This is a genomic window from Stenotrophomonas sp. GD03777 (assembly GCF_029842485.1).
Taxonomy (GTDB): Bacteria; Pseudomonadota; Gammaproteobacteria; order Xanthomonadales; family Xanthomonadaceae; genus Stenotrophomonas; species Stenotrophomonas sepilia.
Map to the genome: position 1 here is coordinate 12,277 of NZ_JAOCGL010000012.1, position 20,739 is coordinate 33,015.

At 66.0% G+C, this 20,739-nt stretch carries 31 protein-coding genes and 1 tRNA gene; 27 read left to right on the plus strand and 5 right to left on the minus strand.

Annotation, left to right across the window (positions count from 1 at the left end; all coding sequences use genetic code 11):
• Positions 1–53: 53 nt before the first annotated feature.
• Positions 54–422: a hypothetical protein gene (locus N5E02_RS04885; protein ID WP_279945943.1), complete on the minus strand. Its 369-nt coding sequence runs from the start codon at positions 420–422 to the stop codon at positions 54–56.
• Positions 419–1,144 carry an XRE family transcriptional regulator gene (locus tag N5E02_RS04890; RefSeq protein WP_279945944.1) on the minus strand — a complete coding sequence of 242 codons (726 nt, stop codon included), beginning with the start codon at positions 1,142–1,144 and terminating at the stop codon, positions 419–421. The genes N5E02_RS04885 and N5E02_RS04890 overlap by 4 nt, the downstream gene beginning before the upstream one ends.
• Positions 1,145–1,229: 85 nt before the next feature.
• Between N5E02_RS04890 and N5E02_RS04895 the strand changes: the two genes are divergently transcribed.
• Positions 1,230–1,463: a YdaS family helix-turn-helix protein gene (locus N5E02_RS04895; RefSeq protein WP_088611191.1), complete on the plus strand. Its 234-nt coding sequence runs from the start codon at positions 1,230–1,232 to the stop codon at positions 1,461–1,463.
• Between the two features lie 17 nt (positions 1,464–1,480).
• Here N5E02_RS04895 and N5E02_RS04900 read toward each other — a convergent pair whose 3' ends face one another.
• Positions 1,481–1,696, minus strand: coding sequence for a hypothetical protein (locus N5E02_RS04900; protein WP_279945946.1), 216 nt, complete (start codon positions 1,694–1,696; stop codon positions 1,481–1,483).
• A gap of 355 nt (positions 1,697–2,051) precedes the next feature.
• On the opposite strand from N5E02_RS04900, the gene N5E02_RS04905 reads away from it, so the two are divergent.
• The 4 genes from N5E02_RS04905 (at position 2,052) to N5E02_RS04920 (ending at position 5,268) form a co-directional block, all read left to right on the plus strand.
• Positions 2,052–2,417 carry a hypothetical protein gene (locus N5E02_RS04905; RefSeq protein WP_054172918.1) on the plus strand — a complete coding sequence of 122 codons (366 nt, stop codon included), beginning with the start codon at positions 2,052–2,054 and terminating at the stop codon, positions 2,415–2,417.
• Between the two features lie 81 nt (positions 2,418–2,498).
• Positions 2,499–3,344, plus strand: coding sequence for a hypothetical protein (locus N5E02_RS04910; protein ID WP_279945947.1), 846 nt, complete (start codon positions 2,499–2,501; stop codon positions 3,342–3,344).
• Positions 3,341–4,651 (plus strand): DnaB-like helicase C-terminal domain-containing protein, encoded by a 1,311-nt coding sequence (locus N5E02_RS04915; protein ID WP_279945949.1) that lies wholly within the window; start codon positions 3,341–3,343, stop codon positions 4,649–4,651. The genes N5E02_RS04910 and N5E02_RS04915 overlap by 4 nt, the downstream gene beginning before the upstream one ends.
• On the plus strand, positions 4,648–5,268 hold the full coding sequence (locus N5E02_RS04920; protein WP_279945951.1) for a hypothetical protein: 621 nt from the start codon (positions 4,648–4,650) through the stop codon (positions 5,266–5,268). The genes N5E02_RS04915 and N5E02_RS04920 overlap by 4 nt, the downstream gene beginning before the upstream one ends.
• An 11-nt stretch (positions 5,269–5,279) precedes the next feature.
• Here the strand turns inward: N5E02_RS04920 and N5E02_RS04925 are convergent, their stop codons facing one another.
• The gene (locus N5E02_RS04925; RefSeq protein WP_279945952.1) at positions 5,280–5,762 is read right to left on the minus strand and encodes a hypothetical protein; all 483 of its coding nucleotides are present in this window, start codon (positions 5,760–5,762) and stop codon (positions 5,280–5,282) included.
• A gap of 125 nt (positions 5,763–5,887) precedes the next feature.
• Here N5E02_RS04925 and N5E02_RS04930 point away from each other — a divergent pair, with 125 nt between their 5' ends.
• The 3 genes from N5E02_RS04930 to N5E02_RS04940 are packed head-to-tail and all read left to right on the plus strand — an operon-like array spanning position 5,888 to position 6,779.
• Entirely contained in the window at positions 5,888–6,124 is a 237-nt protein-coding gene (locus N5E02_RS04930) for a hypothetical protein (RefSeq protein WP_279945953.1), read from the plus strand.
• The gene (locus N5E02_RS04935) at positions 6,121–6,570 is read left to right on the plus strand and encodes a RusA family crossover junction endodeoxyribonuclease (protein ID WP_279945955.1); all 450 of its coding nucleotides are present in this window, start codon (positions 6,121–6,123) and stop codon (positions 6,568–6,570) included. The genes N5E02_RS04930 and N5E02_RS04935 overlap by 4 nt, the downstream gene beginning before the upstream one ends.
• The gene (locus N5E02_RS04940; RefSeq protein WP_279945956.1) at positions 6,567–6,779 is read left to right on the plus strand and encodes a hypothetical protein; all 213 of its coding nucleotides are present in this window, start codon (positions 6,567–6,569) and stop codon (positions 6,777–6,779) included. Before N5E02_RS04935 ends, N5E02_RS04940 begins: the two co-directional genes overlap by 4 nt.
• A gap of 221 nt (positions 6,780–7,000) precedes the next feature.
• Here N5E02_RS04940 and N5E02_RS04945 read toward each other — a convergent pair whose 3' ends face one another.
• Positions 7,001–7,555, minus strand: a complete 555-nt coding sequence (locus N5E02_RS04945; RefSeq protein WP_279945958.1) for a hypothetical protein — start codon at positions 7,553–7,555, stop codon at positions 7,001–7,003.
• Between the two features lie 138 nt (positions 7,556–7,693).
• Between N5E02_RS04945 and N5E02_RS04950 the strand changes: the two genes are divergently transcribed.
• The 19 genes from N5E02_RS04950 (at position 7,694) to N5E02_RS05040 (ending at position 20,738) form a co-directional block, all read left to right on the plus strand.
• Positions 7,694–7,772 (plus strand) — tRNA-Met (locus N5E02_RS04950).
• Between the two features lie 83 nt (positions 7,773–7,855).
• Positions 7,856–8,353 (plus strand): hypothetical protein, encoded by a 498-nt coding sequence (locus N5E02_RS04955; protein WP_279945959.1) that lies wholly within the window; start codon positions 7,856–7,858, stop codon positions 8,351–8,353.
• Positions 8,353–8,673, plus strand: coding sequence for a hypothetical protein (locus tag N5E02_RS04960; RefSeq protein ID WP_279945961.1), 321 nt, complete (start codon positions 8,353–8,355; stop codon positions 8,671–8,673). Before N5E02_RS04955 ends, N5E02_RS04960 begins: the two co-directional genes overlap by 1 nt.
• Positions 8,670–9,137, plus strand: coding sequence for a hypothetical protein (locus N5E02_RS04965; RefSeq protein ID WP_279945963.1), 468 nt, complete (start codon positions 8,670–8,672; stop codon positions 9,135–9,137). The genes N5E02_RS04960 and N5E02_RS04965 overlap by 4 nt, the downstream gene beginning before the upstream one ends.
• Positions 9,137–9,592: a terminase small subunit protein gene (locus N5E02_RS04970; protein WP_279945965.1), complete on the plus strand. Its 456-nt coding sequence runs from the start codon at positions 9,137–9,139 to the stop codon at positions 9,590–9,592. Before N5E02_RS04965 ends, N5E02_RS04970 begins: the two co-directional genes overlap by 1 nt.
• A complete protein-coding gene (locus tag N5E02_RS04975) occupies positions 9,564–11,063 on the plus strand; it encodes a terminase (RefSeq protein ID WP_279945966.1) in 1,500 nt (499 codons plus the stop codon). The genes N5E02_RS04970 and N5E02_RS04975 overlap by 29 nt, the downstream gene beginning before the upstream one ends.
• Before the next feature lie 10 nt (positions 11,064–11,073).
• Complete coding sequence (locus tag N5E02_RS04980; protein WP_049446572.1) at positions 11,074–11,277, plus strand: hypothetical protein; 204 nt, start codon at positions 11,074–11,076, stop codon at positions 11,275–11,277.
• Between the two features lie 4 nt (positions 11,278–11,281).
• A complete protein-coding gene (locus N5E02_RS04985; RefSeq protein WP_049438776.1) occupies positions 11,282–11,545 on the plus strand; it encodes a hypothetical protein in 264 nt (87 codons plus the stop codon).
• Entirely contained in the window at positions 11,545–13,257 is a 1,713-nt protein-coding gene (locus N5E02_RS04990) for a portal protein (protein ID WP_279945968.1), read from the plus strand. Before N5E02_RS04985 ends, N5E02_RS04990 begins: the two co-directional genes overlap by 1 nt.
• A gap of 41 nt (positions 13,258–13,298) precedes the next feature.
• Positions 13,299–13,613, plus strand: coding sequence for a hypothetical protein (locus N5E02_RS04995; RefSeq protein ID WP_279945969.1), 315 nt, complete (start codon positions 13,299–13,301; stop codon positions 13,611–13,613).
• Entirely contained in the window at positions 13,603–14,292 is a 690-nt protein-coding gene (locus N5E02_RS05000; protein WP_279945970.1) for a hypothetical protein, read from the plus strand. The genes N5E02_RS04995 and N5E02_RS05000 overlap by 11 nt, the downstream gene beginning before the upstream one ends.
• Before the next feature lie 69 nt (positions 14,293–14,361).
• Positions 14,362–15,363 carry a major capsid protein gene (locus N5E02_RS05005; RefSeq protein WP_054172936.1) on the plus strand — a complete coding sequence of 334 codons (1,002 nt, stop codon included), beginning with the start codon at positions 14,362–14,364 and terminating at the stop codon, positions 15,361–15,363.
• 70 nt (positions 15,364–15,433) lie between these two features.
• Positions 15,434–15,868 (plus strand): Bbp16 family capsid cement protein, encoded by a 435-nt coding sequence (locus N5E02_RS05010; protein ID WP_279945971.1) that lies wholly within the window; start codon positions 15,434–15,436, stop codon positions 15,866–15,868.
• Positions 15,865–16,185 (plus strand): hypothetical protein, encoded by a 321-nt coding sequence (locus N5E02_RS05015; RefSeq protein WP_279945973.1) that lies wholly within the window; start codon positions 15,865–15,867, stop codon positions 16,183–16,185. Before N5E02_RS05010 ends, N5E02_RS05015 begins: the two co-directional genes overlap by 4 nt.
• Positions 16,186–16,234: 49 nt before the next feature.
• Positions 16,235–16,876 carry a hypothetical protein gene (locus N5E02_RS05020; protein ID WP_049438782.1) on the plus strand — a complete coding sequence of 214 codons (642 nt, stop codon included), beginning with the start codon at positions 16,235–16,237 and terminating at the stop codon, positions 16,874–16,876.
• A gap of 2 nt (positions 16,877–16,878) precedes the next feature.
• Complete coding sequence (locus N5E02_RS05025) at positions 16,879–18,051, plus strand: hypothetical protein (RefSeq protein WP_279945974.1); 1,173 nt, start codon at positions 16,879–16,881, stop codon at positions 18,049–18,051.
• Complete coding sequence (locus tag N5E02_RS05030; protein ID WP_279945975.1) at positions 18,051–19,694, plus strand: hypothetical protein; 1,644 nt, start codon at positions 18,051–18,053, stop codon at positions 19,692–19,694. The genes N5E02_RS05025 and N5E02_RS05030 overlap by 1 nt, the downstream gene beginning before the upstream one ends.
• Positions 19,694–20,167: a hypothetical protein gene (locus N5E02_RS05035; protein ID WP_279945976.1), complete on the plus strand. Its 474-nt coding sequence runs from the start codon at positions 19,694–19,696 to the stop codon at positions 20,165–20,167. Before N5E02_RS05030 ends, N5E02_RS05035 begins: the two co-directional genes overlap by 1 nt.
• 1 nt (position 20,168) lies before the next feature.
• Entirely contained in the window at positions 20,169–20,738 is a 570-nt protein-coding gene (locus tag N5E02_RS05040) for a hypothetical protein (RefSeq protein ID WP_279945977.1), read from the plus strand.
• Position 20,739: the final 1 nt, after the last annotated feature.

The following is a 20,739-nucleotide window of genomic DNA, read 5'->3' on the forward strand; positions in this document are numbered from 1 at the left end:
CTAATCTTACGTGTCAATAGGGGCGCTTATATTTCTCTTCAGCCCTACGCAGGTTAGCGGACCTGATCCGGGTGGAGCTTGGCCGCAATGTTCCGCGCCTCAGCCAGACACGCGTCCAAATCCTCGACAGCATTGGCCAGCCTGTCGGTCAGCAAGCGGACGGCAGCGACTTCGGATGCGGGTGCGCTTACTGGGCCATCCGCGAGCAGTTCTTCGATGTCGTCGTAAAGCACGTCCAGCGAGCGCCGGTAGTGCGGCGCCGCCTGCATGAGGTGGTTGACCATAATGTGCGTCAGCAGCACGAACTCGAGCGTACGATTTCCGCTTGCTCGAACATCGGGCAGTAACGCTTCAAGGTCTCCAGCGGTCGGCGACGTGTCCAACCCTTCGGTACCGGCCTGTCGTTCACGCGGCATGCTCATTCTTCCCAGCTCCCGATCCATCGCACGCGGCCGATCACCTGGATTGGGTGACGGGGGCTGTCCATGCGCTTCGGCTTACGCCAGTTGTGGTCGCCTCGCGGATTGTCGGCCTTGAAGAACACCAGGTCATCGATCACTTCGCAGCGCTTCACTTGGTATTCCTTGGCCGCGCCGCCTCCGTCAACCATGATCACGTACAGATGACCGTCGCGTGGGCGGGTATCTGTCGTGTCGAAAAGAACGGCATCACCGCTGTGGATGCGCGGTTCCATGCTGTCGCCGCGGCCGTACATTACAGCCAGTGCGTCCGGGCGCAGCCGCTTCCTCGCCAGCGACTCGGCGCGGAACTTCAGTCGGTGCGTTTCTGCGTACTCCTGAGCTTCTGGGCCGCCACCAAGGCCCATCGCCTGGGCATAGCCTTTAATGTCCGCCCAGTCGCCGCTATCCGTCGGGGGGCCGAGGAGCTGCTGCTCTGGTAAGTCGCGACGCACATCGGTGTCGCTGATACCCAGCAAGCGGCAGAACACCAGCAGCGTCCGATAGTTCATCGGGATTTTGCCGTTGAGGTATTGGCTCACGGCTCCCTGTGTGATGCCCAGTTCGTCAGCGACCTGGTCCTGGGTCAACCCCAGGGACCGTGCACGCGCCTGCCACTCCAGTTTGAGCTTCGCGGCAGCGGCGACATCCGCCGGGGTGGGCTTCGACTTACGACTGTTTTCCATATCAGGAACGCTAATTGGAGCGGGTTCAGGAAGCCATGAGGGGCGCTATTGATCTTTCACATCAGGGGCGCTAATAATGCCGCCCATGGACATCGCCACCTACCGCAAAGAAAAGGGGCTGTCGCAGTCGGCGTTCGCCGATCTGCTGACCGCATCGGGCTCACCGGCTACGCAGGGCCTCGTCTCCCAGTGGGAGAAGGGCGCGACGATCCCGGCCGAAAGGGTCGTGGAGATCGAGAAGGCGACGGGGGGAGAGGTGAAGCGCCACTCCCTCCGCCCCGATCTCTGGCAGACCCCGGAAGCCGAGGCCGCCGCCTGAGATGGACGCCGGCCGCGCTACTGCAGGGGCACAAGCACGCGCTGCACTGTTGCGAGCAGTTGCCTCGCTTCGGCCGGCGATCCGTTCTTGGCAACCCGGCGAAGTTCCTCCAGTAGCTCTGGCTGGGTGGGGGCGCCGGCGAACATCTGTTCGATCTCGGCCAGCTGCTGCTGCAGCTCGTGGCGTTCCCGCTGGGCACGCTCTACGGCGCGGGTCGATTGGGGTTCTCGCATTGGTAACTCCTGTGTGGGTTCGGTGGGTGCTGCAGGCCGACCGTACACAGGCTGCGGGACGCATCAACGGACACCACCCGAGGCGACAGGGAAGGGGATCACTACCCCCGGAACCTTCCTCCGCCGCCTCTTCGCAACCTGGCCGACCGGCCGCACGTCGACCCGCTCGCCGACCCGCTTCAGCACGAACCACTTCCCACCCATCCGCATGAGCGTCAGGACGTTGGCTCCGGCCAGCTGATTCGTTTTTGCCACCAGGCTGCACTCCGATTGGGGATGCGGCCATTTTCAGAACCAGCCAGGGGAACGCGGGGGAAAACGTCTTCCCCCGCATTCCCACCCACGGGATAACTGCATGAAAAGCCTAACAATTACCTACGATGACGGCATCGCGCGCAACAGGTCGTTGCGTGAGCACATCGCGGCCCAGGTGTACGCCGGCGCGGGTGTGACGGCGATCGCCGGTCGGCTCGACATGGCCCCTTCGAAGCTGAGCGAGAAGCTGGCCGGCTGCGACAGCGGTGGCAAGCCGCGCGGCCTGTCGATCGACGACTTGGAGCGCTACATCGCCGAGACGAAGGATGTCACGCCGATCCACTACCTGATCGAGCGCTACCTGATCTCCCCCGAAGCGCAGCACGCCGAGGCGCTGGCCCAGTTCTCGAAGCTGGCCGCGCTGATGGAGCCGCTGGCCAAGAGCCTGGGAGCGAAGTGGCCATGAACGCTACCGAGAGGGCCATGCTGGCCGTGCGGTCCCTGTGGTTCATCGCTGGCTGCCTGCAGTTGCTGAAGGGGGCCGGCCATGCGTGAGTATGGACAGATCCAGTGCGCGTTCTGGCAGAGCCAGGATGCCCAGGAGTGGACCGACGCCGGCAAGCTGCTGGCCGCCTACCTGATGACCGGCCCCCACTCGAACGGGCTGGGCTGCTACCGCTGCCCGGATGGCTACGTGATGGCCGACCTCGGGTGGTCTCTGGAAAGGGTCTCGGAAGGGTTTGCCGAACTGTCTCGAAACGGTTTCGCATACCGTTTCGAAGGGGTTGTTTTTCTGCCCGGATTCCTGCGCTGGAACAAGGTCGCCAACGGCAACGTGGCAGCGGCGCGTATGGCGGAGTTCGAGGCGCTTCCGAAGGGGGAGGCAAAGGCCCGTGTGGCCGGCTCAATCCTGAAGTACGTCAAGCACTTGGGTAACGACTACCGAACCGTTCTCCAAACCGTTGCAGAAACGGTTTCTGAAACGGTTCCCCCAACGGTTACCCAAACAGAACCCAACCCAACCCAACCCAGAGAGAACCCAAACCAAACCACTTGCGCTGCGCCGGCCGAGCCGGCTCCGGCCGCTGACCTGCTGCCACCGGAGCCTGCTTCGCCAGTCGCCGTCAGCTTCCTGCTGAACGACGGGAAGGACTTCGACATCACCGAGGCTCAGGTCCGCGAGTTCGCCGACCTCTATCCGGCCATCGACGTGCTGCAGCAGCTGCGGGCGATGAAGGCCTGGACGATCGCGAATCCGAAGAACCGGAAGACCCGCAGCGGCGCGATGCGGTTCGTGAATTCCTGGCTGAGCCGCGCGCAGAACCAAGCGCCGACCAGGCCGGGTTCGACTTCGGCTCCGCAGAAGGGCGCACTGCCGAGGCTCAGCGCATGACGACCCTCGAAGACAACCACCGCTCCGCCATTCACCAGGTCGAGCGCCAAGTGCTGCACACCGCCATGTGCCGCCCGTCCAGCATCGCCGACATGCCGCTGCAGTCGTGCCACTTCGGCAACGAGGCACACGGCCAACTGTGGGAGCTGATCCGCAGCATGGACTCCGGCGGCAAGCCCGTCGACGCGGTGACGATCTCCGACGTGGCGGACCGGATGGGTAGCGCGCGCCTGAGCGAGTTGGCGCTGCTGATCGGTGCCGACCGCGACCTGTACCCCAGCAGCCAGCCGGCCTATCAGTCCTCGATCTTGTTGGCAGCTTGGCGTGACCGTGAGGCCCTGGCGATCGCGCGGGAGCTGCAGGAAGGCGCGCGGGCGCGGCAGGAGGACGCGGTCGACGCCGCGATCCAGCGGCTGATGACCCTGCACACCGCAGACCGGAGCTACGAACACACCTCGCAGTCGGCGCTCGATGCCGCCGTGGCTCAGGCCATGGAAGCGCAACGCAACGGCGGGAAGCTGATCGGCGTTTCCACCGGCATCTTCGATCTGGACGAGGCGCTGGGCGGCTTCCACGACAGCGACCTGATCATCGTCGGTGCGCGGCCGGCGATGGGTAAGACGGGCTTCCTGCTTGGCGCCACTGCCGCCGGCGCGAAGGGTGGGGCGGTGGGCCTGATCTCTGGCGAGCAGCCTGCCGACCAGGTGGGCCTGCGCTGGCTGGCCGCTGGGTCGGGTGTCAACGTCGGTCGCCTGCGCGCTGGCAAGTTCCGCCACGACGACGTCGGCTCGCTGCTGCACGCCGCCGAGCAGTACGGGGCGTTGCCGGTGCGCATCCACGACCGGCCATCGCCGGACATCACCGAGGTGGTGCGCGAGGCCCGCCGGTGGAAGCACCAGCTGGGCATCCGCGCGCTCTACGTGGACTACCTGCAGCGCATCGAGATCGCATCGATGTCGCGCGCGCCGAAACACCAGCAGGTGGGCAGCATCACCCGTAGCCTGAAAAACCTCGCGCGCGACCTGCGGATCCCGGTGGTGGCGCTGGCCCAGGTGAACCGCGAGGCCGATGGAGAGCGGCCGCAGATGAAGCATCTGGCCGACAGCTCGGAGATCGAGAAGGAAGCCGACCAGATCATGATGCTGTGGCGCGACCTGTCCAACCCGCAGGCCGAGCGCACCGCGGCAGAAATCAACGTGGTGAAGAACCGGCACGGCAACATCGGAGTGGTTCCGGTGACCTGGCACGGCGGGTCGACGTCCTACGTCAACCGCAGTGCAGCCGACGAGCTGGGGGAGGTCGCATGACCCTGACCGAGGCAGCGAAGAAGATCCGCGCCAAGCGCGCACGCCGGCCGATCTACCTGGTGGTGGCCAAGCTGATCGACCCGAACACCGGTGAGCTGGTGGGCGCTCTGGTGCCTGCCCATGAGGTCGACCAGCGCCTGCTGCGCGACAGGAAGTTCCGGGTGGGGCGGCAGATCCGCGGCGAGCTGAAGCAGCCGCGCGAGGAATGGCAGCACCGTCTCATTCACAAGATCGGCCACCTGATGGTCGACAACGTCGAAGGCTGGGAGCAGCTGGGCGCGCACGATGCGGTGAAGCGCCTGCAGCTGGACGCCGACGTGTGCTGCGAGACAGTGGAGATGGACGCCACCCCGGTCATCGCGGCGGTGCTGGACGCCTGCGAGGCGATGCTGGGTGCAGGCGCCCGCAAGGTGCTGGCCGGCGTGCTGCCGGAGATTCGCACCATCCCGGTCAAGCGCGCCGAGAGCCTGTCATTCGACGAGATGGAACAGGCCCGGTTCCAGGAGCTGTTCGACGGCCTGACCGAGTACATCGGCAACCACTACACCCACGTGATGCTCGACGACGTGCGCGCCGAGTTCTGGAACATGGCCGGGCAGAACAGGAGGGTGGCGTGATGGATACGCGCTCAATGAAAGGCCAGCGCGAGCCAGTGTTTCCTTCGCCATTTGGAAACTATCGCCTCAGAGCTGATCTGTTCAGCGTCGAAACGCGCGCACACGTCGTTGATGTATGCAACTTCGCTGATGCGGGTAACCGGGCCGTATCGCCGCCGCTCCCAGTGCTTGGCCATTTCCTTGGAGACATCCAAAATCCGACCTATGACGGGGAGGAAATCCGCTTCAGTCAGTGGGTCCTCGATGAGGGCTGTGCACCCTCGATGCAGCGAGCCGAATTCCGTCATCGGCGGTTCCGGAATCTGAGTGTCCGGGGTCATCGCCAGCTGGAAGGCATCGCGCAGCCTTTTCAGACCCTCAACACGCGCGGCGACTGCTCGCACCCGCTCGAAGTCTTCAAGACGCTTCATCCGGACTGGGATGTAGAGCGCAAGAACGATGCCGACGACGGCCGCGACCACCTGAATCCATGTAGCCCACGCTGCTTGATCCATTGTCCCGAGCTTCCCTTTGGGTCGCCAAAGATGATCGCTGGTGGCCCGGCCGCCGGCAAGCTCGGGCGGTGCTGCCCATGAGAACCAAGAACGCCAGAGCATTCACGCCCGCCGAGAAGCGGCACGTGGACGCGGTGAAGCTGCTTCCCTGCAGCGTCTGCAGCCGGCCAGGGCCGAGCGACGCCCACCACATCAATCAGGGCCAGCACTTCACGACCGTGGCCCTGTGCGAGGACTGCCATCAGGGCAGTTTCAACGGCATCCACGGGCAGAAGCGCATGTGGCTCGTCATGAAGATGGACGAGCTGGCCGCCCTGAACGTCACCCTTTCCCGGCTGCAGCTGAAGGAGGCCGCACGATGATCCACCTCACCCTCCCGTATCCGATCAGCTCGAACCGTTACTGGCGTGCTGTGACCATCAAGGGGCATGCCGTCATGGTTCCGACCAAGGAGGCGAAGGCCTACAAGGCCGAGGTTGCCTGGCTGGCCAAGGCTGCAGGGATTGGCCAGCCGCATGCTGGCCGGATTGCGCTGACCATCCGCCTGTACCCGAACCTGCCGCAGGACTGGGCGAAGCGCGCGCGCAAGGATCCGCACACCTGGGACGACACGGTGCAGTGCATCGACCTGGGCAACTGCGAGAAGGTGCTGTCCGATGCCCTCAACGGCGTGGCCTGGGTTGACGACAAGAAGCACCGCCGCATCCTGCTCGAACGCATGGAGCCGGATGCCAAGGGCGCACGCGTCGAGCTGGTCATCGAGCATCTCGCCGCCGCGCCGTCCCTGTTCGGGGAGGCCGCAGCGTGACCAACGCCGAGGCCCGCACGCGGAAGCGCTACAACGCCTACCTGCGCCGGCATGGCGTGTGCTCCGTCTGCACCATGCGCGAGCGCGGCAGCAGCCCGGCGCACTGCCAGCGCCGGCCGGACCGACAGGGCAGCTGCGACACCGACGGCCTGCTGCCGGTGTTCCGATTCGACGAGAACGTGCTAAAGGGGATGCGCGATGCAGACTGATTATTTCGGAGCCTACGTGCGCGGTGAACTGGAGCACTGGGGGCGCGAGTTTGCCCTGCACCGGGACTGCGAATACCTCGGACACCAGTCCAAGAACCTGCTGGCGGTGCTGATGGAACACCACGAAATGCCAGGTCGAACGCAGGGCTACAAGCCCATGGAGACCGACCCGCGCGCCCAGGCGATCGAGGACATCGTTAGCGACATCGCGCGGACCGACGTCAGTCTGGCTTGCGTGCTTCGGGGCTACTACTGCGGTTCGGGGCGACGGAAAGAGGAACGGTGGGAGCAGGCGCGGCAGTTGCTTCAGCTGATGGGACGGCGACCGGTTTCGGTGCGGCAGTACCTGCTGATGGCTGAGCTGGGATTTCAGCGTGTGCGGGGAAGACTGGAAGCTGCTGGCCGGGCGGCGTAGCCGCGATCTGCTTCTCGATGGCTAAGAGTACCGGGACCATGACTTTGACCTCGATGAGGACGGTGGAGGTGAAGCCAAGGGCCACAGACAGAATGAAGAGGGGGACATATCCCTTTGTCCCTGGCCTTGCGATGCGGAGGAATAGGTTGTTTACGTGGATGGTGATGAATGTCGCGAGGCTCCCAACCAACGCCAGGGAAACCCAGAACGCCGGCTTCGAGTCGTAAGTGTTCGCAATGAACATGAAAAGGCCCGCCAGCGTGGCCAGTTCAGCGCAATTCTTGATCGTCTGCACGCCACGCAAGGCGCCTTTCTCCACTGCCAGCGGCTTGCCAAAGCGGCGCTTGAATTTCTCGTCCATGATCCAGTTATTGACAGGTGTGCACCTCAAGCGTACCGTTTCAGGCACGATCAGATAAGAGCCTCCGGCAAACCCGGGGGCTTTTTCTTTTCAACCCATTCCAGCGGCTCGCCCTCACCGGCGGGCCGTTTTCGTTTCTGCGGGCGTAGGCCAGAGGTCCAGGCTGCCGGGCTCATAACCCGGAGATTCGCCGGTTCGAATCCGGCCCCCGCAACCATCCACGCCCGTCCACCCTCACCGGACCAATTCGCCGAGCCTGCCGGGCTGCGGTGACGGGCACCTATCGCCGGAGATCCACCCATGTCACAGCTGCTGATGCCAATGACCCCAGCGCAGTGCCTGCAGCACGTGGTCGTGCCGGCGCTCGCCCTGTTGGGTGCCGCTCGCTACGACTCGCCCGAGGCTCGCGTGCTGATGCTGGCCATTGCCGGGCAGGAGTCAGGCCTTGCCCACCGCCGGCAGGTGAAGGGCCCAGCCCGTGGCCTGTGGCAGTTCGAAGAAGGCGGTGGCGTTCGGGGGGTGCTGAACCACCCGTCGACCCGCGTGGCTGCTGCCGCACTGTGCAAAGCCCAAGGTGTCAGCGCCAATCAGGCTTCGGTGTACTTGCAGCTTGAACTGGACGACATCCTGGCTGCGGGCTTCGCCAGGCTGCTGCTCTTCACGCTACCGCAGCGCTTGCCCGAGCTGGGGAACGTGTCGATGGGGTGGAAGCAGTACCTGGACGCCTGGCGACCTGGGAAGCCTCACATCGACCGCTGGCCGAAGTGCTACGCCGCGGCCATGCAGGCGGCAGGCTGATGGCGGAGGACACCGCACCGTGGTGGCTGGCTGGCGGCGCGGTGGCGCTGTGGTTGGTCCGCGAGACCTGGGGCTCGATCCTGTCCCGGCGCAAGGAGCGCACCGAGACCGACGCCAACGTCGACTTGCTCAATGGCCTGGTGGAGCGGGTCAAGTCGCTGGAGGCATCCCAGGTGGCCACCAGCAATCAGCTGGCCGACGAGATCCGGCTGCGCATGGCAGCGCAGGAGGAATCGCACCGCCTGCGCCTGCGCGTCATGTCCCTGGAAGACGCAATGCGCCGAGTTGGCGCGGTGATTCCCCCGGAGCCTACGCAATGAACCGCATCGCCATCGCAGTCGCCGCCTTCACCCTGTGGTCCGCAGCCATGTTCGGTGCGGGGTGGGTCTGGCGCGGCGACCGGGCAGAGACCAGGGAAGCCGACCAGCGCGCCGCCAGCGCCGAGGCAGTCGCCACCCAGGTCAACCAGACCCGTGCCACCGAGCACGCCCAGGCCGAGACGCTGGCCGCCATTGGAGCGAAGCATGAAGAAGACCGCACTGCGGCCGCGGCCGTCCCTGCTGCTGTTGTTGCTGGCGTGCGTGATGGCAGCCTCCAGCTGCGCGACGACCTCGCCACCTGCAATACCGCTCGCCTGTCCCAAGCCGTCGCCGGCACCATCGAACGTGACCAGGCAGCCCAACTACGAGCAGAGATCGCGGGCGCTCTTGTTCAAATCGGGCGAGACGCCGATGACCACGTCCGCGCCTGCCAAGCCGTGATCCGGGCGGACAGGGAGCAGTAATGGCACGGCCCAGCAAGTACAGCCAGCAGCTGGCCGACGCGATCTGCGACCTTCTGGTGGATGGCAAGAGCCTGCGCACGATTTGTTCCACGGCGAAGATGCCGAGCCGTTCCACGGTCATTCGTTGGTTGGCTGAGAACGAGGCGTTTCGAAACCAATACGCGCGTGCACGCGAGCTGCAGGCGGACACGCTGGCCGAAGAGATCCTGGACATCGCCGACAAGGCGGTGCTGGGCGAGCGGCTGAAGAAGGACGGCAAGGGCAAGGTGCTGGAGCGCCAGACCGGCGACATGGTCGAACGCTCCAGGCTGAGGGTCGACGTCCGGAAGTGGTACGCCGGAAAGCTGCAGCCCAAGAAGTACGGCGAGCGCGTTGCCCTGGACCATGGCGTGCAGGACAACCTGGCCGACCAACTGAGGGCCGCCCGTGAGCGCGCAGCTGGCCGCGAGTCCTGAGCAGCAGCTGGTCGAGGCGATCGGCTCGTTCCAGCACGACCCGCTGGGCTATGTGCTGTTCAACTTCCCATGGGGCGTCAAGGGCGGCCCGCTGGATGGCAAGAAGCTGCGCGCCTGGCAGCGCCGGCGGCTGGAGAAGATCGGCAACAGGCTGCAGGCCGGGGCCGCTGATGCTGGCGAGGTGATTCGCCAGGCCGTCGGCTCGGGCCACGGCATCGGCAAATCCGCGCTGGTGGCGATGCTGATCAAGTGGGCCTTCGACACGTTCGAAGACACGCGCGGCGTCGTCACAGCCAACACCGACATCCAGCTGCGCACGAAGACCTGGGCGGAACTGTCGAAGTGGCATGAGATCAGCCTCACCAAGGACTGGGCCACGCTGACCGCCACGGCGCTGATCAGCAACGCCCCGGGCCACGACAAGACCTGGCGCATCGACGCGGTGCCGTGGTCGCAGAACAACACCGAGGCGTTCGCAGGCCTGCACAACGAGGGGCGGCGCATCCTGCTGGTGTTCGACGAGGCTTCGGCCATCGCCGACAAGGTGTGGGAAGTGGCCGAGGGTGCGCTGACCGACCAGGGCACCGAGATCATCTGGGCCGCGTTCGGCAACACCACCCGCAACACCGGCCGGTTCCGCGAGTGCTTCCGCCGGTTCAAGGCCAGTTGGGACACCGAGCAGATCGACAGCCGCACCGTTGAGGGAGTGAACCTGGTCGAGGCCGAGCGCATGGTGCGCGACTACGGCGAGGACAGCGACGTGGTGAAGGTCCGTATCCGCGGCCTGTTCCCCTCGATGTCAGCCCGCCAGTTCATCGCCGAGGCGGATGTGGCTGCAGCCTACGGGCGACACCTGCGGCCGGAGCAGTACAGCTGGGCGCCGAAGATTCTCACGCTGGACCCGGCGTGGGAAGGCGACGACGAGCTGGTGATCGGCCTGCGTCAGGGCCTGGCCTATCGGCAGCTGCGCACGCTGGCCAAGAACGACAACGACATGGCGGTGGCGGCGATCCTCGCCCAGCTGGAGGACGAGCATCAGGCCGACGCTGTGTTCGTCGATGGCGGGTTCGGCACCGGCATCGTGTCCGCAGGCCGAACCATGGGCCGCGATTGGCGCCTGGTGTGGTTCTCGGGCGAGTCCGGCGACCAAGGCTGCCTCAACAAGCGCGCCGAGATGTGGAAAGCCTGCCGCGACTGGCTGAAGGAAGGCGGCGCCATCCCTGAAGACCCGCAGCTGCGCGACGAGCTGCAGGCACCGGAAACTGTGCCGCGCCTCGACGGCAAGCTGCAGATGGAATCGAAGAAGGACATGAAGCGCCGCGGCCTGCCGAGCCCCAACCGGGCCGACGCCCTGGTGCTGTCGTTCGCATACCCCGTGATGCCCCGGCCGCGCTTCCCCGATGGGTCGCCGATGGAGCACCGCGACCACGCCGACCGGCAGGCCGGCGAGCCCTACAACCCGTTGTCCTGAAGGAATGTCCATGTGCAACTCCGCCCCCAAGGTGAAGCCGGTGGCCGCAGCGCCCGAAGTGGCGCCCGAGTCGATCGACGATGCCGCCGTGAACGAGCGCGACCGCGAGCGCCAGCGGCAGCGCCTGCGCTTCGGCAGCCGGTCGACCATCCTGGCCGGTGACACCAGCTCGGCGATGCCCACCGCGTCGGTCAAGACGGCGCTGGGTGCCTGACGCCATGTGCACCTCGCGCCAGGTGATCGATCCGGGTGGCCTCCTGTTCGGCGACAAGACCGGCAAGTACGCCGACCCGCTCGGCATCACCAAGACCGCCGTGGGTGATCCGACCGGCCGCGTGCGCCGCGCTCGCAAGGAAGCCGAGGACGAGCGCCGCACCTACGCCAGCAGCGGCGTGCGCTCGGTTGCATATCGATCCGCGGCACCGACCACAACCGCGCTGGGTGGAACGGCTCCGCGCAACACCGTGCTGGGGGGAGGCTGATGGACATCAAGGAGCTGTACGCGCACTGCGGGCGGCGCAAGACCGCCTTGAAGGAGGCGCAGAACGACTGGACCCCGCTGTGGCGCCAAACGTCGGAATACATCGACCCGACCCGCGGCCGCTTCTATGGCGACCAGGACGACAAGCCGCGTAAGCGCAACTGGTCCAAGGTGATCAACAGCACGGCAACCGATGCGCTGGGCGTGATGGCCGCCGGCATGATGTCGCACATGACGCCGAAGGCGCAGCCGTGGTTCAAGGTGACGACGCCTGACCCGGCGACTGCCGAGCTGTTCGGCGTCCGCGTGTGGCTGGACGACGTTGCCCAGCGCATCCGCGACACCTTGGCCAGCAGCAACTTCTACAAGGCCATGCCGGTGGTCTATGCCGAGGACGGCATTTTCGGCGTTGCCCCGCTGCTGGTGCTGGAAGACTCGCGCGAGGTGGTCCGCTTCTACGCGCTGACCGCAGGAAACTACGCCGTGGGGCTGGACGACCAGGGGCGGGTCGACTCGCTGTGGCGCCGCTACCCGAAGACCGCGCGGCAGCTGGAGGAACGCTACGGTGCAGACGCGCTACCGGCCGTGGTGCGCGATGCACTGGGCAAGAACGGGGACCAGAAGTTCTGGGTGGAGTCGCTGATCGAACCGAACCCGGAGCAGCGGCCCGGCATCGGCCCGCTCGGGCTGCAGGCCCCGCGCTTCCGGCCCTACCGCGAGGTGGTGTGGATCGACGGTGCAGCCAACGGCCAGAACGGCGTGATCGACATCGGCGGCCACTATGAGGCGCCGTTCGTCGTGGCCCGCTGGAACCCCGTCGCGGAGGACATCTACTCGTCCTGCCCGGCGATCAACTGCCTGGGCGACATCAAGCAGCTGCAGTATCTGGAAGGCGAGAAGCTGCGCCTTATGGAGCAGATGTCCGATCCGACGCTCGCTATGCCGGAGAGCCTGCGCCGTACTGGCGGGGCTCGGCTGCGTAAAGGTGGCCAGGTATACCTGCCGCAGGATGCGGCGAACGCCACGGTAGCGCCGGTCTACATGCCCGACTCGCGGGGCCTGGCGCAGATCCGCGAGGAAATCTCGGTCGTCGAGCAGCGGATCCAGCGGGCGTTCTTCTACCAGCTGTTCCTGATGCTGGAGGCGCTCGGCGACAAGACCGACCGCACCGCCACTGAGATCGTCACACGCAAGGAAGAGAAGGCGGCAGTGCTGGCGCCGACGCTGGAGTCGATCACCGACGAGGTGCTTGACCCGGTGGTGGTCCGGGTGTTCCGTCTGCTGGAACGTGCGGGCCGCATCCCGGATCCGCCGCAGGTGCTGGCCAATGTGCCGCTGAAGATCGAGTACACCAGCATCCTGGCGCAGGCGGCCAAGGCAGCAGCGGTCGGGTCGATCGAGCGCACCATGACCTTCGTGGCCAACGTGGCGCAGGCCACCGGTGACCCGTCCGTGATGGACAAGCTGGACAGCGACCAGGTGGTCGACGAGTACACCGCAGCCGTGGGCGGCCCTGCTTCGATCATCCGCAGCGACGACGCAGTGGCCAGGATTCGCGCAGACCGCGCGCAGCAGCAGCGCCAGCAGCAGCTGGCAGCGTCGGCCCAGCCGATGAAGGACGCCGCGCAGGCGCTGAAGACGGCCAGCGACACCGTGCCCGAGGAAGGATCCGCGGCCCAGGCCCTGATCGATGCCATGCAGGGTGCCGCATGAAGCGCCCCGGTATGGACCCACGGGAGGAAGAGCAGCGCCGCGTGGCCGAGCGCATCGCGGACCTGCAGGACAGCCAGCTCCGCGAGGACGCGCGTGCAGTGCTGGCCGATCCAGCCGGGCGCCGGGTGGTGTGGCTGTTCATTCAGGCCATGGATGTGGATGACAGCGCGTTCAACACCAACGCGATGGCGCAGTCCCGAAAAATCGGACGTCAGGAGGCCGGCCAGTGGTGGCTGCGCGTCGTCCGTGACAGCTGCCCGGAGCGCGAAGCACAGATGCGCGCCGAGGCCAACAGTGCAATGAAGCGGCTGCAATCGCAGCTGCAGCAACCCGAGGAAATCAACGATGTCGACTGACAACGCCAACACTGCCAGCAACCCCAATCCTGGCGCCGGCGATACCACCACCACGACCGAAACTCCGCAGGTTCCCGGCAGCAGTGCGCCGGCGGGGACCGATGGTGGCGGCAGCGGTGGCAACGCTGCGGGCAACGATGGAAAGCCGAACGAGGGTGAAGGCGGCGGCGAAGCCGGCAAGCCCGAGGACGGTAAGACCAGCGCGGCACCGGAGCAGTACGGCCAGTTCAACCTGCCGGAGGGGTTCACCCTGGAAGGCGATCGACTGGGCGCGGCCACGCAGTTCTTCAAGGCCAAAGGCTGGACGCAGGAGCAGGCCCAGGAGGCCGTCGACCTGTATACCCAGATGGCTGGGCAGGATGCGGCGGCGATGCAGCAGGCGATGGAAGCCCAGCGCTTGCAGCAGGTCGAGCAGTGGGGCGTGGATGCCAAGCAGCTGTTGGGCGCCAAGTACGACGAAACGGTCGGCCTGGCCACTACTGCGGTGAAGGCCATCAACGACCCCGAGCTGACCAAGGCGTTCAACGACTTGGGCTGGGGCAACCACCCGACCATGATCAAGGCCTTCGCCTTCTTTGGTGGGTTCCTTCGCGACAGCAGGGTGGATGGCCTGGGCGGGACCACGACGTCTGGTCCAGGCGCGGCCAGCGACGCGAAATCGATCCTCTACGGCGGCTGATAGCCGCCAAGCAATACCCCATCAACCAGCCGCCGCAAGGCGGTTTTTTCGTATCTGGAGAGACCAACAATGTCGACCATCGGCAACACCTACCTGACCCTGGCGGACGTGTTCAAGCGCACCGACGCCGACAAGCAGATCGCTGCGGTGATCGAGCTGCTGGCGCAGGACAACCCGATCCTGCAGGACATGATCGTCAAGGAGTGCAATGACGGCACCACGCACCTGACCACCGTGCGCACCGGCATCCCCGAAGGCACTTGGCGCATGCTGTACCAGGGCGTTCAGCCCACCAAGTCGACCACCGCTCAGGTGCGCGATGCCACCGGCATGATCGAAGCCTGGAGCGAGATCGACGAGAAGCTGGTGCGCATGACCGGCGACTCGGCCGGCCTGCGCCTGTCCGAAGCCCAGGCATTCCTCGAAGGCCTGAACCAGGGCGTGGCCACCTCGATGTTCTACGGTGACCAGGCTACCTCGCCGGCGAAGTTCACTGGCTTTGCTCCCCGCTTCAACAAGATCGCCACCAGCGGTTCGGGCGCCCAGATCGTCGATGCAGGCGGTACCGGCTCCGACAACACCTCGATCTGGTTCATCGTCTGGGGTGAGAACACCGTCCATGGCCTGTACCCGAAGGGCAGCAAGGCCGGCATCGATCGTGAAGACAAGGGCAAGCAGACCAAGACCAACGCGGATGGGTCGATCCTCGACGTGGTCCGCGAAAAGTTCCAGTGGGACATTGGCCTGTCGGTTCGCGACTACCGCTACGTTTCCCGCATCGCCAACATCGATGTGTCCGACGTAAAGGCCGGCAACGTGAAGCTGTACGACTTCATGCGCAAGGCCTATTACAAGCTGAAGCAGCGCCGCGTGATGGGTGGCCGTGCGGCCATCTACCTCAACACCGACATGCTGGAAGCGCTGGACGCGCTGGCCACCAATGGCGGCACCACCGACAACTTCGTGCGCCTCACCCGCAAGGAGATCGAGGGCGAGGAAGTGCTGACCTATCGCGGCATCCCGCTGCGCGAGTCGGATGCGCTGCTGAACACCGAAGCCCGGGTCGTCTGATCCGCCGCCACTGAATCGGGCGCGCGGGCTCCGGCCCCGCTCCCTACCGCAATCCAAGGAGCAAACCACCATGATCTTCGATCAGCAGAACCTGTTCTCGAACGCACAGTCGGTGCTGGCGAGCGCAGTGTCCACCAACGTCATCGACCTTGGCCCCACCGGCACCGTGCAGGGCGAGGGCGCCCCGATCAAGCGCGACATCGGCCCGGGCACCCCGATCCCGCTGCGTGTGCAGGTAGTCGAGGCTTTCAACAACGCCACCAGCCTGCAGGTTGAGCTGCAGGTCTCGGCCACCGAGAATTTCGCCGCCCCGGTGACCGTCGGTTCGCAGACCAAGCTGCTGGCTGACCTGGCCGCTGGCTCGGTGTTCGGCGGCCTGTACTACGTGCCGCGCGGCACTAACCTGCGCTACGTCCGGCTGAACTACACCCTGGTGGGCACTGCGCCGACCACGGGCAAGGTCACCGCGGGCATCGTCGCTGGCCACCAGGAGAACAACCTGTGACCGGCCTACGCGTGCGCGCGACCCGGCGCGGCTTCTTCGGGCAGACCCGCGAGGCGGGCGACGAGTTCGAGATCGCGAGCAAGGAACAGCTGGGCTCCTGGATGGAGCAGATCGGCGGCAAGGCCGTGGCCGAGAAGTCGGCACCGACGGTTGACCCGTTCCTCGAACGCACCGTTGATCAGATCAAGGAGGACCTGGCCGGCCTGGCCGTCGAGCAGTTGGCCGCGTACCGCGAGCAGGAAGCTGCGGGCAAAGACCGCAAGGGCGTGATCGAGGCGATCGACGCGGCCGTGGCCGAGAAGTCGGCGAACGCTTGACGGCAACCATAGGGGGCGCCTTCGGGCGCCCCCGCTATCGGAGCGGCATATGACCTCCCAGGTCCAAATCTGCAACCTGGCCCTGGGCAAGCTGGCCCAGGACATCACGATCACCTCACTGACGGAGCGCTCCAAAGAAGCGCGCGTGTTCTCGCGCCTGTGGGAGCCTATGCGCGACCTGGTGCTGGCCGACCGGCTGTGGCCGTGGGCGATGAAGGCCCAGCGCCTGGCGGTTGCCGCAGAGGCGCCGATGCCGGGCTGGGAGATTCGCTACGCGCGCCCGTCGGATTGCATCACAGTGCTGGCCATCACCGACGACCAAGGCATGCGTGCTGGCCGCCGGCTGTCGCGCTGGTGTGAGCCACAGTTTCGCCAGTGCCACGGCATCCAGTTCGAGCAGGCGATGGGCACGGATGGCACGTCGCTGCTGTGCGACCGGGCCGAGGCCTATCTGATCTACGTTGCCCGCGTGGAAGACCCGGAGCGCTACCCGGCGCACTTCGTGGATGCGCTGGCCTGCAAGCTGGCCGAGGAAGGCGCGCCTGCGATCATCGGGGCCAATGGGTTCTCCAACAAATCCGGCCTGAAGCAGCTGTACCAGCTCGCGCTCAGCCAGGCCGCGGCGCACGACTTCAACGAGGCCGACGAGGACGAGCGCCAGCCGTCCATGGCCCAGATGGCGAGGGCCTGACCATGGCACGTCTGCTGCAACCGAGCATGTCCGGCGGCGAGCTGTCGCCCGGGCTCCAGGGTCGCGTCGACATGGTGCGCTATGCCATCAGCCTGAAGACCTGCCGCAACGTCATCACCAAGCCCACCGGTGGCGCTGAGAAGCGTCCGGGCTATCTATTCCGCGGCGGCGCCAAGCACAACGAACGCGCCACGCGCTTCATCCCGTTCATCTACTCGACCACGGTCAAGTACGCGATCGAGATGGGCGACGGCTACATGCGGTTCTGGGTAGGCGGCGCGCTGCTGCGCAACGGGGCAGGGGAGATCGTCGAGGTGGCCACGCCATACACCGGCGAGGACATCTACAAGGTGCGACACACGCAGTCGGCTGACGTGCTGTTCCTGGTGCACCCGTGGATCCCGCCGAAGGAGCTGCGCCGCGTTGCGGTCGACCAGTTCGAACTGCGCGACTTCGAGTACCGGCGTGGCCCATTCCGCCCGTTCAACAACGACGAGGCCGCGCTGCTGGCGGTGTCCGGTACCCAGGGCGTGGTGACCGTGACCACCAACGTCCCGACCTTCACCGCGGAGATGGTCGGATCGCTGCTGTACGCCGAGGAAAAGGAACTGCGCTCGGTGAAGCCGTGGGTAGCGGCGGAGAAGAAGGTGCCGCTGGGCGCACTTCGCCGGAGTGACCAGAAGGTTTACCGCTGCGTGAGCATCCCCGTGTTGACCGGCCTGGCTGGGACGCCGTACTACGTCTGCGGTAGCGTGCGCCCCGTACACGACAGCGGCCGTGCGTTCGATGGGCCGCAGGACGTGAAGTTCGACAACGTCAACGACTACGCCGTCGGGGTCGAATGGGAATACGTGCACGGCGGGTTCGGGATCATGAAGATCAGCGCGTTCACCAGCCCGTTCGAGGTCACCGCCACGGTGATCGAGCGGATCCCCGACAGCATCGTGGGCAACGTTCCACCGCCGGTGGCCGGTCCTTGGACGTTCAACGGCGACGGCACCACGAAACAGTTCTCCATCCCTGGCGCGACCAGCAGCAGCTACCTGGACTACCAGGTCAAGATCGACGGCGTGCCGGTTCAATCCAATCCGTACTACCCGGGTGGCAGCGGCACTGGCGGAACCAGTGGTGGCGGTATCGGTCGCGGCGGCAACGTCGCGCAGGAGGCGCAGTAATGGCACAGGGCTGGACGATCGATCCCGGCGCGGACCTGATCAACTTCTACGAGGCACCGCCGACCGGCACCAACAACATCGTGGTGACGCAGTACGCGGCCGGCGCTGTCGGTGGCACCGACGTATGGGCTGTCGGCGCATGGTCGTATCGCTACGGCTACCCCGGCGAGGTCGAGTTCTTTGGCGACCGACTGTGGTTCGCCGGCAGCCCTGGCGATCCGCAGACCGTGTGGGCGTCGAACATCGGCGATTACCCCAACTTCGGCCGCAGCTCGCCGATCGTCGACAGCGACGCGGTGTCGTTCACGATCAACGCGCGCCAGGTGAATGCGATTCGCGACCTGGTTCCGCTGGACAGCCTGCTGGTGCTGACGACTGGCGGCGAGTGGAAGGTCACCGGCGGGCAGGATTCAGTTGTGACGCCCAGCACTATCGGCATCAAGCCGCAGTCCGCGTATGGCACCGGCGACCTGCAGGCGCGGGTGCTGGGCGAGTCGGCGGTGTTCCTGCAGGCGCAGGGCCAGCGTGTGCGCGATCTGGCTTACCAGTTCGAGAAGGACGGCTTCCGCGGCAACGAGATCAGCATCTGGGCCGATCACCTGGTGCAGGGCTACACGTTCCGCGGCATCGAATACAGCACGGCGCCCTGGCCGATTCTGTGGATGCCACGCACGGACGGTGTGCTGATCGGCTGCACGTATATGCCCGAGCAGGAGGTCACTGGCTGGCATCCGCACGAAACCGACGGTCAGGTGCTGGACGTCTGTTGCCTACCTGGCGAGATCGAAACCGAGGTCTACCTGCTGGTGCGCCGCCTCATCAACGGCGAATGGGTCCAGTACGTGGAGCAGATGGCACCGACCCGGTACGACGATCCACTCGATTGGAAGTATGCGGACAGCATGCTGACGTACGACGGCCGGCGTCCGAACGGCTCGTCGATGACCCTGACCAGCACCGATGGGTGGAGCGAGGGCGCGGTGATAACGGCCACGACCGGCGCGGCAATCTTCAGCGGGGCAGGGGATGTGGGCAACATCCTGCGGCTGGCAGCTGGCGATGAACACGTGCGTGTACGGGTGATGACGGTGGTGTCGCCCACGGTCGCGACGGTGGAATCGATCGGCTCAGTGCCGCTGGCGCTGCGCGGCGTCGCTGTGCAGGACTGGACCTACCAGCGCTCGGCGATCGCCGGCATGGGCCATCTGGAGGGCAAAGCCGTGGTGGCCCTGGTCGACGGCAACGTGCAGAAGGATCTGCAGGTGGTCGACGGCAAGGTGCAGCTGCAGCGCCCGGGCGGCGTGGTGCACATCGGCCTGCCATACACCGCCCACATCGAGACGCTGGAGGTGAATGCCAACGGTGGCGACCCGCTGCGGCCGATGAAGAAACTCGCCTTCGAGGTAGCGCTGTTGGTGCGCAATACCCGCGGCGTCTACGTCGGCACCACGCTGGACACGCTGGATCCCATCGCACAGCGGGAGTTCGAGAACTACGACGAGCCCACGGGCGCGTACACCGGCGTCCTGACGAAGAACATGTCCTGCCGGTGGGGCGTGGACAGTGGTCACTTCCACATCATCAGCGACGACCCGCTGCCGATGGAGATCCTGTCCCTGATGCCACAGGTAGTGGCGTCCTGATGAAGATCACCGCAGAGCTGGTGCCGGCAGAGGCCGGCCACATCGAGGCGATCGCATCGGCGGCACGGCCGGCAGACGTAGCGGAACTGTGGGCATGCGCTCGCACCACGCCCGCCGAGGCCCTGCAGCGCGGCCTGGCCGGGAGCGCCGAAGCGTGGACCGCGGTGGTGCGCGGTGTGCCCGTGTGCATGTTCGGCGCCACTCCATACTCGATTCTCGGCGGCATCGGCACGCCCTGGATGGTGGGCTCGACTGGCCTGAACCCGCTTGCGGTCCAGAAGGAACTGCTGCGCTTGTCGCGACCGGCCCTGGCCAGGATGCAGCAGGCGTTCCCCTCAATGCTGTTCAACGTGGTCGACCAGCGCAACCAGGCCGCCCAGCGCTGGCTGCATTGGCTGGGCTTCCACTTCCTCGCGCCGGTGCCGGTCGGACCGGACAGCGCCCCTTTCCTCCCGTTCTACTGGAGCGCATAACGTGTGCAATCCCGCCATCGCCCTTTTGGCGACAACCCTGGTCACCGGCGCGTATCAGGCCGATGTCCAGCGCAAGCAGGGCCAGGCCAACGCGCAGGTGGCCGAGAACAACGCATTGCTGGCCCAGCAAGAGGCCGACGCGAGCAACGCGCTAGCCACTCGCGAGATGGAGCAGCAGGCATGGCGCACGCGGATTGCGCTGGGGCAGCAGCGCGCCGCGATCGCCGCCAACAACATCGACCCGACGCTCGGGACGCCGGCGGAGATCCTGGGCGAAACCGCACTGTTCGGTGAGGTCGACCAGCAGACCATCCGTATGAACGCTGCGCGCCAGGCATGGGGCTTCAACGCACAGGCGCAGAACCAGCGCACGCAGGGAGAGCTGGCACGCTGGAGCGGCAACGCGCAGGCGACCGGCACGATCCTGGGTTCGCTCGCCAGTGCGGCCAGCATGGGTTTCGGAGGCATGGGTGGCGCCGGTGCTGGTGGCGCCGGTGGAAACCTGTCCGGGCAGGCCAACGCTATCACCATGCGCAACAACGCGCGCATCTCGCGCGGCTGGGGGCTGTGAC